This is a genomic window from Aestuariibacter salexigens DSM 15300 (assembly GCF_000429145.1).
GTDB classification, from domain to species: domain Bacteria; phylum Pseudomonadota; class Gammaproteobacteria; order Enterobacterales; family Alteromonadaceae; genus Aestuariibacter; species Aestuariibacter salexigens.
The window spans coordinates 134,569-150,914 of the sequence record NZ_AUBH01000003.1 but is presented as its reverse complement, the minus strand read 5'-3'; the positions used below and the strand labels follow the sequence as shown (position 1 = coordinate 150,914).

Sequence of the window (16,346 nt, the reverse complement as noted above, 5' to 3'; positions counted from 1 at the left end):
AGAACACTATGTTCAGTTTTTTGACACGAGGTGATTATGACGTTCGACAGCGCATATGCAGGAGTTGATGATACTCAATACGAGTCGTTACATCGACCACAGCAGCAGGCATGTGACGCCACCACAGAACACCCTTCTCAATCTGATGACCTAAACGCTTTGCAGAAGCAGTCAACACGCCTGCAACATCTGCTAAGAGTCATGCCGGCCGGCGTGATTGTATTGGACGGCAAAGGCATTGTGCGGCAGGTCAATGAACAGGCGATTGAACTATTGGGGGAACCTCTGCAAGGGCAACTGTGGCGAACCATTATCGTGCGTGCATTTAAACCACGCGCAGATGACGGTCACGAGGTATCGCTGCGTGATGGGCGTCGGGTCAAACTATCTATTACACCGCTGATGGACGAGCCAGGACAATTAATCGTGTTAACTGACCTAACAGAAACGCGGCAACTGCAAGACCGAATCAGTCACATGCAACGGCTGTCGGCACTGGGCAGAATGGTCGCGTCCCTGGCTCATCAGATAAGAACGCCACTGTCATCAGCGATGCTGTATGCCGCGAATTTGAAAAGTACAGGCAACGATGCCGATATGCGCGATAAATTCAGTAGCAAACTGATTGATCGCTTGCAGGACCTTGAAACGCAGGTCAACGACATGCTGCTGTTCGCGAAAAGTGGTGAGCAACAGGTTGTTGAGCCACTTAATGTCGAATCATTACTGCATAGTACCTGCGCGGCGATGGACAGTATTGCAAGCGCGCATCAGGCAGAGATTTCCGTCAAGATAGACACTGATATGGATTCGCCGCCGGTCGTAATCGCTAATCACACAGCCTTATCTGGTGCGATTCAAAACCTGCTGCACAATGGTTTGCAGCTGGGACAGTCACCCCCCTGTGTAACACTGGTGCTTCAGAGCAATCAGCAATCCATATTTATACATGTTGAGGACAACGGTCCAGGCATTGCAATAGATGATACCAACCAGCTTTTTGAACCTTTCTTCACCACACGTACGCAGGGAACGGGTCTAGGCCTTGCAGTGGTAAGACAGGTTGCACGCTCACATGGTGGAGATGTGCGGGCCATGAATATGAAAAACGGTGGTGCGCGTTTTACCATCGAACTACCCCGGCATAGCGGCGACAGTCAGCCAGATGTCCATGCCAACCCAACGCACAGCGAAGAACTAGTAGGGGGAAATGCATAATGAGTCATGTAACCACAGTATTGATTGTTGAAGACGATCATGGTCTGCGTGAAGCGCTGGTCGATACGTTAACGCTAGGCAAATATCGTATTATTGAGGCGGAGAATGCTGAGCAGGCGATGATCAAATTATCTGGTCATGTGATTGACGTGGTGATATCCGATATACAAATGGGTGAAATGTCAGGTCTGACGCTTCTTCGCAGCATTAAGAAAAAATACCCTAACATGCCCGTGTTGCTGATGACGGCATACGCAACGATCGACGATGCAGTCAAAGCGATGCGAGATGGCGCAACAGATTACCTGTCTAAACCCTTTGCTCCAGAAGTGTTGTTAAACCTCGTCGAGCGTTATGCGCCGGCACGCCAGATACAGTCCTGTACGCCAGTCGCAGCAGATCCTGGTAGTCTTGAAATGCTATCTCTAGCCCGCAAAGTGGCCAAATCAGACGCCACCGTCATGGTGCTTGGACCCAGTGGTTCAGGTAAAGAGGTGTTGTCGCGATACATTCACGATCAGTCAATGCGCGCTAAACAGGATTTTGTCGCAATCAACTGCGCGGCTATCCCGGAAAATATGCTTGAGGCAACACTGTTTGGATACGAAAAGGGAGCCTTTACCGGTGCGTTACAGGCCTGCCCCGGAAAATTTGAACAGGCGCAGGGCGGCACACTTCTGCTCGACGAAATTACCGAAATGGATTTAGCCTTACAGGCAAAGTTATTAAGGGTCCTGCAGGAAAAGGAAGTGGAGCGTTTGGGCAGTCGTAAAACTATCGCACTTAATGTGCGCGTTATTGCAACCAGTAACCGTGATTTGAAGCAGGCTGTCGAAGAAGGCAAGTTCCGGGAAGATCTTTATTATCGCCTCAACGTATTTCCGATCACGTGGCGTCCACTATGCGAACGTCCAGGCGACATTATTCCATTAGTTGAACACATGATTGAGCGACACATTGGCGCGTTTGGTAAACCGAAGCCAACGTTAACCGCCTCGGCGCGCAACAAACTATTGCAACATCCATGGCCGGGTAACGTGCGAGAACTGGAAAATGTTATTCAGCGCGCGCTTATCCTGCATGAAGACGATGTTATCGACAGCACCGATCTGATGCTCGAAAACATGAGTGCTGAGTCACTATCAGCCTACTCAGACGACAGTGTCGAAGATAACAGCATGCTAGGCTCTGAACTGCGTCAGCAGGAGCATCAAATTATCCTGGATACCTTGAAGGTATGTAACGGTAAGCGTAAAGACGTTGCCGAACGTCTTGGGATCAGTCCTCGAACGCTCAGATATAAACTCGCCAGAATGCGTGAAGTGGGTATTGATATCCCTGCCTGATACCAACACCTTGTAAGCCACCCTAGGAGGTGGCTTTTTTATTCGTCAAGAAAATGACAGAAGCAATATCTCTCACTGTAAATAATTTATAACCTATTGATAGATATAAGAAATAAAATTCTGGTATTGAATTTGCTGAAGATCGTTCAGTACACATTAGGTTTGTTAACCGAGGAAAGATGATGGATATAAAAGCCAATTCTCTGTATCAGGAAATGCAGTCCATGATGGCGCAAACGCGCATGGATATGCCAGAGATGCCAGTCAATCAGCTTCAACAGATCAATCCTTCGTCGCAAAACTTCGCTGACATGCTGTCGCAGGCGGTGAATACGGTTAACTCAATGCAGCTTGAATCTAAAGATGCTCAACAGCGTTTTGATATGGGTGACAAATCAATGAGCCTGGCCGACGTCATGGTAATGAAAGAAAAATCCGGTATTGCTTTCGAAGCAACCTTGCAGGTGCGCAATAAAGTTCTCGAAGCGTACAAGCAAATCATGAACATGCCAGTGTAATTGAGAAGAGGGCAGCAAGGTGGCAGAGGCAACAAGTACAGAACTGGCAATTGCTAATAACGCAGGCAACGAGTCGGGCTCTGAACCAGAACAAAAATCAGGATTCATGGACTCACTTGGCAGCGTCGATATGATGCGTCAGGTATCGCTGGTTATCGCACTGGTCATCTGTGTTGCCATTGCTATCTTTATCGTCATTTGGGCGCAAGAACCAAATTATCGCCCCCTGGCAGAAATGCAAACGCAGGAACTTATTGAAACCCTGGACTATTTTGACCAGAACCAAATTGAGTATGTTCTGGAAGGCAATATTGTCTCGGTCAGGGCCGATCAATATCAGGATATCAAACTGGGGCTGGCCCGACAGGGTCTTAATCAGGATGCCTCAGAGGGTTCGGAAATCATTTTGCAGGACATGGGCTTTGGTGTCAGTCAGCGACTCGAGATGGAGAGACTGAAACACGCCAGAGAGCAAATGATCAGCCGCACCATTGAAGAGATGAATGCAGTTAGCCGTGCGCGAGTGCTACTGGCGTTGCCTAAAGAAAATGTCTTTGCCCGTCGCGAGAAAAAGGCCAGTGCTACCGTGGTGATCACATCACGTAAGGGCACGGTTTTATCGGGCGAAGAAGTGGATGCGGTGGTCGATATCGTGGCGTCAGCAGTACAGGGTATGGAGCCTGACAGGGTTACCGTGACCGATAGTAACGGACGGTTACTTAACTCTGGCTCACAGGATTCGATGTCTGCACGGTCCAGAAAAGAGTATGAGATTGAGAAGAAGCGCGAAGCAGAATATCTCGAAAAAATTGACTCTATTCTCATTCCGGTATTGGGGTTGGGCAACTATACCGCGCAGGCTGATGTGACGATGGACTTTACATCCGTTGAGCAAACTCAGCGCCGCTATAATCCGGACCTGCCTGCGGTGCGCAGTGAAATGATTGTCGAAGAAAACAGCGTTGGCGCAGTGGTCGCTGGAGTACCGGGTGCGCTGACCAACCAACCTCCACTGGATGCCAATATTCCAGAGCGTGCTAGTGGCAGCAATCAACAGCAAGCCACACCGGGACGTAATAGTAAAGAAGAGACACGTAACTACGAGCTCGATACGACCATAAGCCATACCAAACAGCAGACCGGCGTTATCCGTCGTTTGAGTGTATCTGTGGCGGTTGACTATGTGCAGTCTACCGATGCTGATGGCAACGCCACATCAGCGCCACGCTCGCAACAGGAACTACTAAACATTCGACGTTTGTTGCAAGGGGGCATCGGTTTTGATGTTACCCGTGGTGATAGTCTGGAAGTGGTCAGCATTCCATTCAGCCGACTGGATGTTGACCTGGAGCCCGAAGTTCCATGGTATGAACATCCTCAGCTGATGCCGCTGGCTAAACTTGGCGGCGCCGTAGCGATCATTATTGTATTGATTCTGGCTGTCATCAGACCCATGCTGAGAAAACTGATCTATCCTGAAGATACTACCCAATCAGATGACTTTGATGCAGATAGCTCATTGGATCTTGGCGATGAAACGATATCCATGCTCAGTCAGGAGTTTGACGAGGGTCAGGTTGGATTTGCCGCAGATGGTTCGCTGATGCTGCCCGATCTGCATCAGGATGAGGATGTGTTAAAAGCAGTACGAGCGCTTGTCGCCAATGAACCAGAACTGTCAGCTCAGGTCGTTAAGGGCTGGCTGATGATGGATGAGTAAGAGGACTTGGTATGGCCGGTGAACTGGTAGAAGCAGAAGAGCAGGGTTACGACGTCGGTAAATTAGAAGGCGTCGAGAAAGCCGCCATCTTGTTGCTGAGTTTGTCAGAAGAAGACGCTGCACAGATCCTTAAGCACCTGGAGCCTAAACAGGTTCAGAAACTCGGTGCCGCGATGGCGACTGTAGATGATATGACGCAGTCGAAAATTACCGCAGTACACAAAAACTTTATCGAAGAAATACAGAATTACAGCACCATCGGCTTCCAGAGCCAGGAATTCGTCAAGCGTGCCTTGACGGCGGCCCTGGGCGAGGACAAAGCCGCCAACCTGATTGACCAAATCCTGATGGGTAGCGGCGCAAAAGGACTGGATTCACTGAAATGGATGGATTCAAAACAGGTGGCGTCGATCATTCGCAACGAACACCCGCAAATCCAGACTATCGTGATGTCGTACCTGGATCCGGAACAGTCTGCCCAGATCCTGTCGCAGTTCCCGGAAAAAGTACGTTTGGACTTGATGATGCGTGTCGCGAACCTCGAAGAGGTGCAACCAGCAGCATTGCAGGAGTTAAACGAAATTATGGAGAAACAGTTTGCCGGTCAGGCGGGTACACAGGCAGCCAAGATGGGGGGCCTGAAGTCTGCGGCCGACATTATGAACTACCTGGACACCAATATCGAAGGGCAGCTGATGGATGCGATCCGCGAGCAGGACGAAGAGATGAGTCAGCAGATCCAGGACCTGATGTTTGTGTTCGACAACCTTGCAGACGTCGACGACCGCGCTATACAGGCTATCCTGCGCGAAGTGCAACAAGATTCGCTGCTTAAAGCCATTAAAGGCGCCGACGATTCGCTGAAAGAAAAAATTACCAAGAATATGTCTAAACGTGCCGCAGAAATGCTTCTGGATGACCTTGAAGCGCTGGGTCCAGTGCGTATCAGTGAAGTCGAAACTGCACAGAAAGAAATTCTTTCAGTGGCAAGACGTCTGGCTGATGCGGGTGAAATTATGCTCGGCGGCGGTGGCGGTGAGGAATTCCTGTGATCGCCCTCATTTATATTCTTTAGAGATCAGGTGGTAGTGCGGTGTCTTCCTCGTCTGAACAAAAAAGCAAAGTTGTTGCGTGGCAATATCCATTCGTGGAGAGCGCTGATGCACAAGATGACTCGCGCACCAATGCGTTCAATAAGCGTTCTGATTGGAAATATGAGCCACCCGAGGAAGAAGTCGAACCCGTTCCCCCCACTGCAGAGGAAATTGAGGCGATTAGACAGGCCGCCCATGAGGAAGGGTTTGCCGAAGGTAAGCAAACCGGTTATCAGGAAGGTCTGCAAAACGGTCACAAGGAAGGGTTTGATCAAGGTCATCAGGAAGGACTGGAAAATGGCTATGCGGAAGGTTTCGAAAAAGGCAGTGAAGATGTGCAGGCTCGTGTATCACAATGGCAGGACATGCTGGATACCTTGCACCAACCATTGCAACACCTTGAGCGCGATGTTCAGCGCGAACTGGTTGAACTGGCCGTCGTACTCGCTCGTTCAGTCATCAATGTTGAAGTCCAGCATAACAGTGAAATTTTGTTGCAGGCATTAAGTGAAGGATTAAAAGCACTGCCAGTGAACGAAACCCTGTATCAGATCCATCTGCACCCCGACGATCTTGCATTGGTAAATGCGCACTTCAGTGAAGAAGAGATTGAAAAGCATCACTGGCAGTTTATTGAATCACCGAATATGTCTAGAGGTGGCTGCGATATCACTACCCAGAACAATGCTGTTGATGTATCAATAGAGCGACGCTGCCGCGAAGTCCTGGACAAGTTCCTGCTCGAGCAGGGATTGAAAACGAAGTAGAGAATGCCATGCTCAAACTGGCCGATAACATCCGACGGTTGCAAAAGCAGGTACCCAGTGCACACGCTGTGACGGCCGGTAAGTTAGTGCGTGGCATTGGCCTGACACTGGAAGCCGTAGGCTGTCAATTACCGGTAGGCAGTCAGTGTTTGGTGCAAACCATTGACGGCCAGATCGAAGCCGAAGTGGTGGGCTTTGCTGAACATATTACCTACTTAATGCCTACCGAAGCGGTGAAGGGCATTGTCCCTGGCTCCCGTGTACAGCCGCTCAATCGTGAGCAAGGCATAGGTGTCGGCATGGATCTACTGGGTCGAGTGGTAGATGGCAACGGGTTGCCGCTGGATGGTCTTGGACCAATTAACATCGAAAAGCGTGTACCGCTCAGTGCGCAGCCTATGAATCCTTTGCTAAGAAAACCAATCGAGCAGCCGGTTGACGTTGGCGTGCGTGCCATTAATTCAATGATTACAGTAGGTTCAGGGCAGCGTATGGGACTGTTCGCTGGCTCTGGCGTGGGTAAAAGTGTATTGCTGGGCATGATGACACGCGGTACCAGTGCCGACGTAGTTGTCGTTGGTCTGGTAGGTGAACGTGGACGAGAAGTAAAAGAGTTCATTCAGGATATTCTGGGTGAAGAAGACCGTAAGAAAGCGGTGGTTGTGGCATCGCCTGCAGACAACTCGCCGTTAATGCGTCTGAAAGGCTGTGAGACGGCAGTGACCATCGCTGAGTATTTTAGAGATCAGGGTCTGAACGTATTATTACTCATTGACTCATTGACCCGCTACGCCATGGCGCAACGCGAGATAGCGCTGGCAGTCGGTGAACCTCCTGCTACGAAAGGCTATCCACCTTCGGTGTTTGCCCGCTTGCCGGCATTAGTAGAGCGTGCTGGCAATGGTGGCCCTGGACAAGGCTCGATTACGGCGTTTTACACGGTACTTACTGAAGGTGACGATTTACAAGATCCAATTGCAGATGCCGCCAGGGCTATTTTGGATGGCCATATCGTGCTTTCCAGGGCGCTGGCCGATGCTGGTCATTATCCGGCGATTGATATCGAAGCGTCTATCAGCAGGGTAATGCCGATGGTAGTCAGCGAAGAGCATCTGCAAAAATCCCGTCGCATCCGTCAGGTGTATTCCCGCTACCAGCAAAATCGTGACCTGATTACGTTAGGAGCGTATACCAAAGGCTCTGATCCTCGTATTGATCTGGCGATCAAGGCGGAACCTGTCATCAACGCGCTCTTACAGCAAGGCATGCGGCAGGTGATCCCATATGATGAAAGTCTGGCTTCTATGATACAGCTGGCAAATGGGTTAGGAACGGAATAAGCCATGTCGGTAAAACAACTGCGTACGGCATTGGATTGGGAGCGGGATAAAGAACAGCAATTGGCCCGCCAATTCCAACTGGCGCAACAGCAAAGCCAGGCTGAACAACACAAGCTTTCCAGCCTTGAACAATATCGCCTTGAATATCTGACTATGACCCAGAACCGAGCCGCAGATGGTGTCAGAGCCACGCATTTTTCTCAGCATCAGTCATTTATCGGCAAACTTGATAAAGCCTGCGAACAGCAGGTGTTGGTCATCAACCGGGTGAACATGGTTACCGAACAACGTAAACAGCAGTGGTTAGCGCAACAGCGCAAGCGTAAAGCGCTCGAGGCCGTGTTAGAAAAGCGTGAAGCGCAACATTTGAGTTATTTGGACAGACAGGAACAGGCCATGATGGATGAACTGGCACTGCAAAAGTTTCTGCGGAAATAATGTGAATAGAAAATATGGAACGGACTTTGCTCTGTTAATCACAACAATATGGTGTGAATTAACCAATACGGCGAAATTACAGGCTTATCAAGCCAGGTAACGCCAAGAGGAAGCCGAGTATGATGCAACAACTTGCCACCCAAAAACCTGAAGTTGCCGCCTTGCCGATTGACGTGCCCGCGACTGCATCTGCACAGACAGGCAATCAGGGTGATGCGTTTGCGTCCCTGATGAGGGAGCAACAAGGTAAGCAGGCGTCAGACGGCAAGCCCTCTTCGGCATCCGGTGAATTAAAAAAGGTAGGCACCAACACCCCCCCAACTCAGGATAAAGCAACCCATCCGCCTCGTGAAAGCGAAGTGCAAGACGATACTGATGTAGTCATAGCTAAAGGCAAAAATGACGGGGCAGAACATGACCAAAAGGCGTTATCCGAAAAAGCGGACCTTGGGGACGATGCAAAGTCGCCTCAGCCTGACGAAAATGGTCATACCCTGCCTGCAAATACTCACGGCGATGAAGAACATCAAAAACCAGCAACATTGCAGGGTGCTTACGATGATCTGATCACCCAAGTTGATGAAACTCTCATTGAAGCAAATGAAGATGGCGTTGACTGGGTTAACCTTGTAGAGAAAGTACAGAAAATCACTGAATTATCAGTCACCCCGAAGGCAAAAACGACAGAGCCTGTCGAAACGGAGAAAGAAATTGCCCCCGGATATTTTATCACGCCGATAAAAGAAAGGCTGGATGACGTTCAGCCAGATTCTGGTAAGTCAGAAGCAGACGCGGGTACCGCTGAGCTTATGCGCCAGTTGGCTGCATTAATGAAATCGGGTAACAGCGGGGATGAAAGCAGTCAGTTGACAGAGCAATCAACTGATACGCCGTCGAAGAGTATGATCGCCCGTTCAGTGAAGGATGCGTTGGCAGCAATGTCGAGCGACGAGGCAACTATCACATCGGTTGCAGCGTCTGGTGATGAAGCATCGAAACAAGACAGCATTGCCACAATTGTGAGTGCAATGCTTGATGCATTGCGCAAGGAACAACATAACGCAGCCGAGTCTGATGACAGCACCGTGCAATTGCAGCCAGGTACTGACACTGAAACGCAAATCAGTGGTGACGTGAGTGTCAGCGAAAATATTTTGCAAACCATGGTGTCGGGTGCGACTGCAGTGAAACCGGCTGGTGCGCAAGATATGTCAGCTTTACCCCCGCTTGAGGCCGCAAAGCAAACAGATAACGAGACCATCACACCAGTTGATATGAGTGAGTTGGACAATCAATTAATGGCTGATGTCCTTACCGATATGGTTGCACAGCGTATAACGAAAGATGAGCAACCGGCTAAGCCATCAGATGTGCTTACCACACCTACCGACATAACACGTAAATCAGACTCGTCTGGCACAACGGAGTCGGCTGCCGGGACGAATAACGAGCTGGTGGTATTAGCCAACTTGTCTGAGTCTGGGCTAGAGAAAGCGGTGAACAATATCGCCAGCAGACTTCTGCCAGACTCTGCTGATAAAAATGCGTTTGTGGCAGCGTTGCAAGCAGGCGTGAAGGAATTTAAAGCACAGCTTGAGCAGGGGCGGGAGCCCGGTATAGATTTGAAACAGCTGGTCAGTCAGGCTACTGAAAAGGTGTCAGCAGAGACCGCCCAGGCGCTGATGCAACCGGCAATAGATAAACGCATTCAGGAATCTGCACAGGTCCTTAACTTTGCTCAGCAAGCAGTGCGCACAGCTGACGCGCAAACTGAGGTGGCAGCGAATATCCGATTGTCTGAAGTGAATCAGTTACAGAGCGAATCATCTCGTGCAGCGCTGAACAGCCAGCAAGCTGTCGACAAAGCGATCAATATCACCAAGTCCGAAGGACATCAGCAACTGGCTGAAAAAGTCCGCTGGATGGTTAACTCGCGTGTACAACAGGCTGATATTCGAATTGATCCGCCAGAACTTGGTGCCATGAAAATAAAAGTTAATCTATCAGGCGAGGCTGCCAGCATTAGCTTTACCGTGCAGTCCGTTCAGGCCAGAGATGCATTAGAACAAGCCATACCGCGACTGCGTGACATGTTATCCGAGCAGGGTATTGAGCTGGGGCAGTCAGACATTCAGCATCAGCAGCAGGGACACAGTGAAACGGACGCTGATGGCGGTCAGTTTGCCGGTCAGTCGGGTGACAGGCAAAGCGAAGATAGTGAAGACATCAACGTAGTCAGTCACCAACAACGCATCGTGAACGGCAGAGTAGGCGGCATCGATTACTATGTGTAAACGAATCATCAACAATGACGCTTGGCTATTGTTGATGCTCAGTCAATAATAGCGCTATCGGATTACGTGCAAAGAGAACAATATGGCTGAAGAAGAATTACAAATGGAAGAAGGCGGCAAAAAAGGCAAGATGATGATTGTCATCATCGCGCTTGTTGTCGTCCTGGCAGGCGGTGGAGCAGCCTTGTTCTTTCTGGGTGGCGAAGAAGCGCCTATTGAAGAGGATTTTGCCAGCGCAACAGGGGCGCCATCTGCTGCACCAAGCAGTAGCAGTGAACCTGCGCGCGTAGGCACGGCACTGTATGTGGCGATGCCCAGGCCATTTCAGTTTAACGTACCAGGAGCAGGCAGGGACCGATTGGTACAGATTAAGGTACAGCTTATGGTGCGTGGCAGCGACAACGAGGAAGTTGCCAAGCAGCATATTCCCGCTATCGAAGGTACGCTGTTGCAGGTATTTAGCGCGGCTAATGCGGATGACTTAGTGACAGAAGCGGGGAAAGCGGCTTTGCGCGATCAGTCAACCCGTGAGGTGCAACGACGGCTACAAGAACTTGCCGGTGCGCAGGTGGTCGAAAAAGTATTGTTTACCGGTTTTGTAATGCAATGATAGAGAGAGTGACAGCGTGAGCGATCTGTTATCCCAAGACGAAATTGATGCCCTGCTACACGGCGTTGATGACGTTGAAGAAGAAGATGTCGAAACGTCCGACGCCGACAGCTCTGCGCTGGAATATGACTTTTCCTCGCAGGACAGGATCGTGCGCGGCAGAATGCCGACGCTGGAGATCGTCAATGAACGCTTTGCCAGACACATGCGCATCAGTTTGTTCAATATGATGCGTCGCTCTGCCGAAGTGTCTATCAATGGCATCCAGATGATCAAGTTCGGTGAATATATTCACACGCTGTTTGTACCGACCAGTCTCAACATGGTGCGCTTTCGCCCACTGAAAGGTACGGGCCTGATTACCATGGAGGCGCGACTGGTCTTTATTCTGGTGGATAACTTCTTTGGCGGTGACGGCCGCTATCACGCGAAAATTGAAGGGCGGGAATTTACACCGACTGAACGACGCATAATCCAGATGCTGCTCAAACTTATTTTTGAGGACTATAAAGAAGCCTGGGCGCCGGTTATGGATGTGTCATTCGAATATCTGGATTCAGAAGTGAATCCAGCCATGGCCAACATTGTCAGTCCCACTGAAGTCGTGGTGATCAGTTCTTTTCATATCGAGCTTGATGGTGGTGGCGGTGACTTCCATGTGTCGTTGCCGTACTCCATGTTGGAGCCGATACGTGAGCTACTCGACGCGGGTGTGCAAAGCGATAAAGAAGATACCGACCTGCGCTGGAGTAAAGCGCTGCGCGATGAAATGCTCGATGTCAACGTGGCGTTGTCGACCCATATGTTGGATATCGAAGTGCCGCTGTCAAAAGTGATGGAATTCAAGGCAGGCGACATTATTCCTATTGATATGCCGGAAACCATCACAGTATTGATCGAAGATTTACCTACGTTCAGGGCGAAGTTGGGACGTTCACGGGATAACATTGCGCTGAAAATTACTGAGAAAATTCCACGACCTCAGTCGGTTAAATCTGAATTACAACTGTTAACGAAGGGCGGCCGCAGAATCGATAGCGACGCTGAATTAAGTGTACTGGAAGAGGATCTGGAAGACCTGTGACGAAGCAGTGCGGCTACGTTTACTGGTGTGACACTCTGCCGAGGAGAGAGAAATGAGCGAACAAGATGACATGGACGATTGGGCAGCCGCAATGGCTGAGCAAGAGGAAGCGGAACAAGGTGCCGATGATGTTGATATGGGCGCATCCGATCTTGATGTACAGAAAGCCGAACTGGATGAACTGTCTGAAGATCAACCTATTACGCAGGAAGAAAAGCGTAAACTAGACACCATTCTGGATATTCCTGTCACCATTTCGATGGAGGTTGGGAGAAGTCAGATTAGCATCCGCAATCTATTACAGCTGAACCAGGGTTCAGTGGTGGAATTAGATCGGGTAGCGGGCGAGCCATTAGATGTTTTAGTAAATGGCACGTTGATTGCTCATGGAGAAGTAGTAGTGGTCAACGACAAGTTCGGTATTCGGTTAACGGATGTTATTAGTCAAATCGAAAGAATCAAAAAACTCAGATAGAAAAAACGCTTTAAAATCAGGAGGCTGGGGTCTCCTTGCGCTCCTGATTTTCCCTTCATTTGCGGCTCTAGCAGAGCCCCAAAGCCTCTCCAGTCCAACCTCAATAGTGTCAATTTTTTTGTCTTTATTGCTGGTTGTGGGCGTTGTTTTCATGCTGGCGTTTCTAATGCGTCGGTTTAATGTCACTCCAACGGGCAATAGCAAAATGAAAGTGGTGGCATCCATGATGGCCGGCCATAAAGAACGCATTGTCGTGTTACAGGTAGGTGACCAGCAACATCTGGTGGGGATCACGGCGCACAACATCTCTCACCTGGCGACGCTGGATGAGAATCTTAAAGACGATTCTGTTGCTATGGCATCTCCTTTCAAAGACAAGCTGGTGCAGGCGATGGCGGGCAAACTCAACCCTGCCGTGCAAAATAAAGAGGGAGACGCACAGTGAACAAACTGCTCGTGACCTTACTTTTCCTCAGCGGTCTTTTGTTAAGCGCCGATGTCAGCGCTGCACCTGGCATTCAGGCATTGACGGTGACGACCAATGCGGATGGAACCCAAGATTACACTATGACCTTGCAGGTCCTGTTCATTATGACAGCGCTGAGTCTGCTGCCGGCGTTTGTCATCATGATGACCTCGTTTACTCGTATTATCGTGGTACTGTCAATTTTACGTCAGGCAATAGGTCTGCAGCAGTCACCCTCTAACCAGATATTGATAGGCGTTACGTTGTTTTTATCCATGTTCATTATGGCCCCGGTATTTGAGGAAATTAATGAACGTGCTTTGCAGCCTTATCTAAATGAAGAAATTACCTCGCTAGAGGCTTATGAGCAGGCGAAAGGACCTATGCGTGCATTCATGCTGGCACAGACGCGGGTCACCGATCTCGAAACCTTCGTGAAAATCGGTGGCTATGAAGGGCAGTTTGATGATCCAGCTGATGTGCCAATGAATATTCTGATCCCCGCATTTGTGACCAGTGAGCTTAAAACTGCGTTTCAAATCGGCTTTATGTTGTTTATTCCGTTCCTGATCCTGGATTTGGTCGTCGCATCAGTACTGATGGCAATGGGCATGATGATGCTGTCGCCTATGATCGTATCGTTACCCTTTAAATTGATGCTGTTTGTTCTGGTGGATGGGTGGAGCCTGATTTTTGGCACCCTGGCGGGAAGCTTTGGTATGGGGGTCTAGGGGAACAGTCATGTCACCAGAAGTCTTTGTCGAAATCCTGCGCGAGGCCATGCAAATGGTGATCATCCTGGTCTCCGCCATTATTCTGCCGAGCCTATTTGTGGGGCTGATTGTGGCGGTGTTCCAGGCTGCCACCTCCATTAACGAACAGACCATGAGCTTCCTGCCCCGCCTGATTGTCACGTTACTGGCGTTGAGCTGGGGTGGGCACTGGCTGGTGCAGAAATTAATGGATTTCACCTTCACGATGGTGGAGCAAATCCCTCAGGTGGTCGGTTAATTTACTGTGAATATCGCGCTTGATACCGTCAATCAGTTTCTGGTCGACATGATGCTGCCATTTATGCGCATCAGCGGCTTGTTTGCAGCAATGGTGGGCATCAGTGCCAAAACCGTCTCTCCACCGATCAGAGCCCTACTGGCATTGGGTTTAACGCTGGTGATAATCCCCGCAATTCCTCCCGTCAAGGTGCCTGAGTTGTTTAATGCCGGGACCTTTGTGATCGCAATCCAGCAGTTGATCATTGGTCTGGCAATCGGCTTTATCTCCAGCATGGTGCTTAACACATTTGTACTAGCGGGTCAGGTTGTAGCGATGCAAACCGGTCTTGGCTTTGCGTCAATTGTCGATCCGGTTAACGGCATTAACGTGCCTGCAGTAGGTCAGTTTTATCTGATTCTGGCGACGCTACTATTTTGGACATTCGACGGTCATCTGGCCATGATCCAGATGATCGCAATGAGCTTTGAAGCCTTCCCCATCGGCGAGGCATGGTGGACAGGCGAACAATTTGAGTCTCTGGCGTTGTGGGCCGGTTGGATGTTTGTGGCAGCCGTGACTATTTCACTGGCGCCTATCGTATCGTTATTGATCGTTAATCTTGCTTTCGGCGTCATGACTAAAGCAGCGCCGCAGCTGAATATCTTCAGCATTGGTTTCTCGATTGCACAAATCATGGGGTTGGTGATCATTTGGGTCACCATGGGTAACTTTGCTAACCACTTTGAAGACCAGTGGTTACGCGCACAGCAATTCATGTGTGAATTGCTCTACGTGTGCAGTTAAGGGAGCGTCGTCATGGCTGATGCACATGAAAAGACCGAAGAACCCACTGGGAAAAAGATTGAGGAGGCCCGCAAAAAGGGCCAGATCGCCCGTTCCCGCGAACTGTCTACCACGCTGGTACTGATCGGTAGCGCGCTGTCTTTGTTGCTGTTTGGCGAAATGCTCGGGGAGGCCATGTTCGCCGTTATGCAGCGCACGTTTATATTATCCCGGGATGAAACCTATGATGTTAACCATGCGTTTCAGGCCATGGGCTATGTCATAGAGCTGGTGTCAGTACCTGTCATTCTTTTACTGATTGTATCGCTGGTTGCCGGAGTGTACGGCAGCATTGCGTTAGGCGGCTATAACTTTACCTGGGAAGGCGCTGCGCCAAAAGCAAATAAGCTCAGTCCGATAGCGGGCTTTAAACGAATGTTTGGCACCAATGGTCTGGTCGAACTGCTCAAAGCGATTGGTAAATTTGTGATCATATCGGCAATGGCATTACTGGCGCTGAACTTGTTTCAGGACGAAGCTTTGCACCTGGACGTCGAACTGTACCCATTGAACATTTTTCACGCTCTGGAAATGATCGCCTGGGCATTTCTGCTGATGTGCTGCGGCATGATCCCCATCGCGCTGATAGACGTCCCCTATCAGAGTTACAAACACAATAAAGAAATGAAAATGACTAAGCAGGAGGTCAAGGACGAGCGCAAGAATTCCGAAGGCGACCCGCAGGTTAAGGGACGGATAAGACGCTTGCAGTACCAGGCTGCGGCGAAACGCATGATGCAGGAAGTGCCTAAGGCAGATGTGGTCGTTACCAACCCGACTCACTTTGCTGTGGCGCTGAAATACGATCAAAATGGTGACAGCGCGCCGATTCTGGTGGCCAAAGGCGTCGATGAAATGGCGATGCATATCAGAAAAATCGCAGGCGCACACGATGTGCCTATTGTTGAGTCTCCCATGCTGGCCCGGGCGATTTATTATTCAACAGAAGCTGATTTCCCTATACCTGAAAAGCTGTTCATGGCAGTCGCTCAGGTCCTTGCCTATGTCTATCAGCATAAAGCGTTCAAGCAGGGAAGAGGCAAACGACCTAAACCACTGCGCAAAGACTTACCTATTCCAAACGACATGCGCACAGACTGACCTGACACTCGCGCAAGTTGGCAAAGTTGTTGCAAACCA

The 16,346-nt window shown here is 49.8% G+C and carries 17 protein-coding genes; all 17 read left to right on the top strand.

Annotation, left to right across the window (positions count from 1 at the left end):
- The first annotated feature begins 36 nt into the window (after positions 1 to 36).
- Positions 37 to 1,218, top strand: a complete 1,182-nt coding sequence (locus G441_RS18095) for a sensor histidine kinase (protein ID WP_051275388.1) — start codon at positions 37 to 39, stop codon at positions 1,216 to 1,218.
- Positions 1,218 to 2,564, top strand: coding sequence for a sigma-54-dependent transcriptional regulator (locus G441_RS0106520; RefSeq protein ID WP_026375603.1), 1,347 nt, complete (start codon positions 1,218 to 1,220; stop codon positions 2,562 to 2,564). Before G441_RS18095 ends, G441_RS0106520 begins: the two co-directional genes overlap by 1 nt.
- Before the next feature lie 182 nt (positions 2,565 to 2,746).
- Positions 2,747 to 3,082 carry a flagellar hook-basal body complex protein FliE gene (gene fliE, locus G441_RS0106515; protein WP_026375602.1) on the top strand — a complete coding sequence of 112 codons (336 nt, stop codon included), beginning with the start codon at positions 2,747 to 2,749 and terminating at the stop codon, positions 3,080 to 3,082.
- Positions 3,083 to 3,101: 19 nt separating this feature from the next.
- Positions 3,102 to 4,802, top strand: coding sequence for a flagellar basal-body MS-ring/collar protein FliF (gene fliF / locus G441_RS0106510; RefSeq protein ID WP_026375601.1), 1,701 nt, complete (start codon positions 3,102 to 3,104; stop codon positions 4,800 to 4,802).
- 11 nt (positions 4,803 to 4,813) lie between these two features.
- Positions 4,814 to 5,854 carry a flagellar motor switch protein FliG gene (gene fliG, locus G441_RS0106505; RefSeq protein WP_026375600.1) on the top strand — a complete coding sequence of 347 codons (1,041 nt, stop codon included), beginning with the start codon at positions 4,814 to 4,816 and terminating at the stop codon, positions 5,852 to 5,854.
- Positions 5,855 to 5,895: 41 nt separating this feature from the next.
- On the top strand, positions 5,896 to 6,663 hold the full coding sequence (gene fliH / locus G441_RS0106500) for a flagellar assembly protein FliH (protein ID WP_026375599.1): 768 nt from the start codon (positions 5,896 to 5,898) through the stop codon (positions 6,661 to 6,663).
- An 8-nt stretch (positions 6,664 to 6,671) separates the two neighbouring features.
- On the top strand, positions 6,672 to 8,003 hold the full coding sequence (gene fliI, locus G441_RS0106495) for a flagellar protein export ATPase FliI (protein ID WP_026375598.1): 1,332 nt from the start codon (positions 6,672 to 6,674) through the stop codon (positions 8,001 to 8,003).
- Between the two features lie 3 nt (positions 8,004 to 8,006).
- Positions 8,007 to 8,441: a flagellar export protein FliJ gene (gene fliJ, locus G441_RS0106490; protein ID WP_026375597.1), complete on the top strand. Its 435-nt coding sequence runs from the start codon at positions 8,007 to 8,009 to the stop codon at positions 8,439 to 8,441.
- A gap of 119 nt (positions 8,442 to 8,560) precedes the next feature.
- Positions 8,561 to 10,735, top strand: a complete 2,175-nt coding sequence (locus G441_RS19220) for a flagellar hook-length control protein FliK (protein ID WP_026375596.1) — start codon at positions 8,561 to 8,563, stop codon at positions 10,733 to 10,735.
- Between the two features lie 82 nt (positions 10,736 to 10,817).
- Positions 10,818 to 11,345 (top strand): flagellar basal body-associated protein FliL, encoded by a 528-nt coding sequence (fliL, locus tag G441_RS0106480; RefSeq protein ID WP_026375595.1) that lies wholly within the window; start codon positions 10,818 to 10,820, stop codon positions 11,343 to 11,345.
- Between the two features lie 16 nt (positions 11,346 to 11,361).
- The gene (fliM, locus tag G441_RS0106475; protein ID WP_026375594.1) at positions 11,362 to 12,429 is read left to right on the top strand and encodes a flagellar motor switch protein FliM; all 1,068 of its coding nucleotides are present in this window, start codon (positions 11,362 to 11,364) and stop codon (positions 12,427 to 12,429) included.
- 52 nt (positions 12,430 to 12,481) lie between these two features.
- Positions 12,482 to 12,904: a flagellar motor switch protein FliN gene (gene fliN / locus G441_RS0106470; RefSeq protein ID WP_026375593.1), complete on the top strand. Its 423-nt coding sequence runs from the start codon at positions 12,482 to 12,484 to the stop codon at positions 12,902 to 12,904.
- On the top strand, positions 12,864 to 13,349 hold the full coding sequence (gene fliO / locus G441_RS0106465; RefSeq protein WP_084407289.1) for a flagellar biosynthetic protein FliO: 486 nt from the start codon (positions 12,864 to 12,866) through the stop codon (positions 13,347 to 13,349). The genes fliN and fliO overlap by 41 nt, the downstream gene beginning before the upstream one ends.
- Complete coding sequence (gene fliP / locus G441_RS0106460) at positions 13,346 to 14,101, top strand: flagellar type III secretion system pore protein FliP (protein WP_026375591.1); 756 nt, start codon at positions 13,346 to 13,348, stop codon at positions 14,099 to 14,101. Before fliO ends, fliP begins: the two co-directional genes overlap by 4 nt.
- 10 nt (positions 14,102 to 14,111) lie before the next feature.
- A complete protein-coding gene (gene fliQ / locus G441_RS0106455) occupies positions 14,112 to 14,381 on the top strand; it encodes a flagellar biosynthesis protein FliQ (protein ID WP_026375590.1) in 270 nt (89 codons plus the stop codon).
- Between the two features lie 48 nt (positions 14,382 to 14,429).
- Positions 14,430 to 15,167, top strand: coding sequence for a flagellar biosynthetic protein FliR (gene fliR / locus G441_RS0106450; protein WP_051275412.1), 738 nt, complete (start codon positions 14,430 to 14,432; stop codon positions 15,165 to 15,167).
- A 12-nt stretch (positions 15,168 to 15,179) separates the two neighbouring features.
- The gene (flhB, locus tag G441_RS0106445; protein ID WP_026375588.1) at positions 15,180 to 16,307 is read left to right on the top strand and encodes a flagellar biosynthesis protein FlhB; all 1,128 of its coding nucleotides are present in this window, start codon (positions 15,180 to 15,182) and stop codon (positions 16,305 to 16,307) included.
- The last annotated feature ends 39 nt before the right edge of the window (positions 16,308 to 16,346 follow it).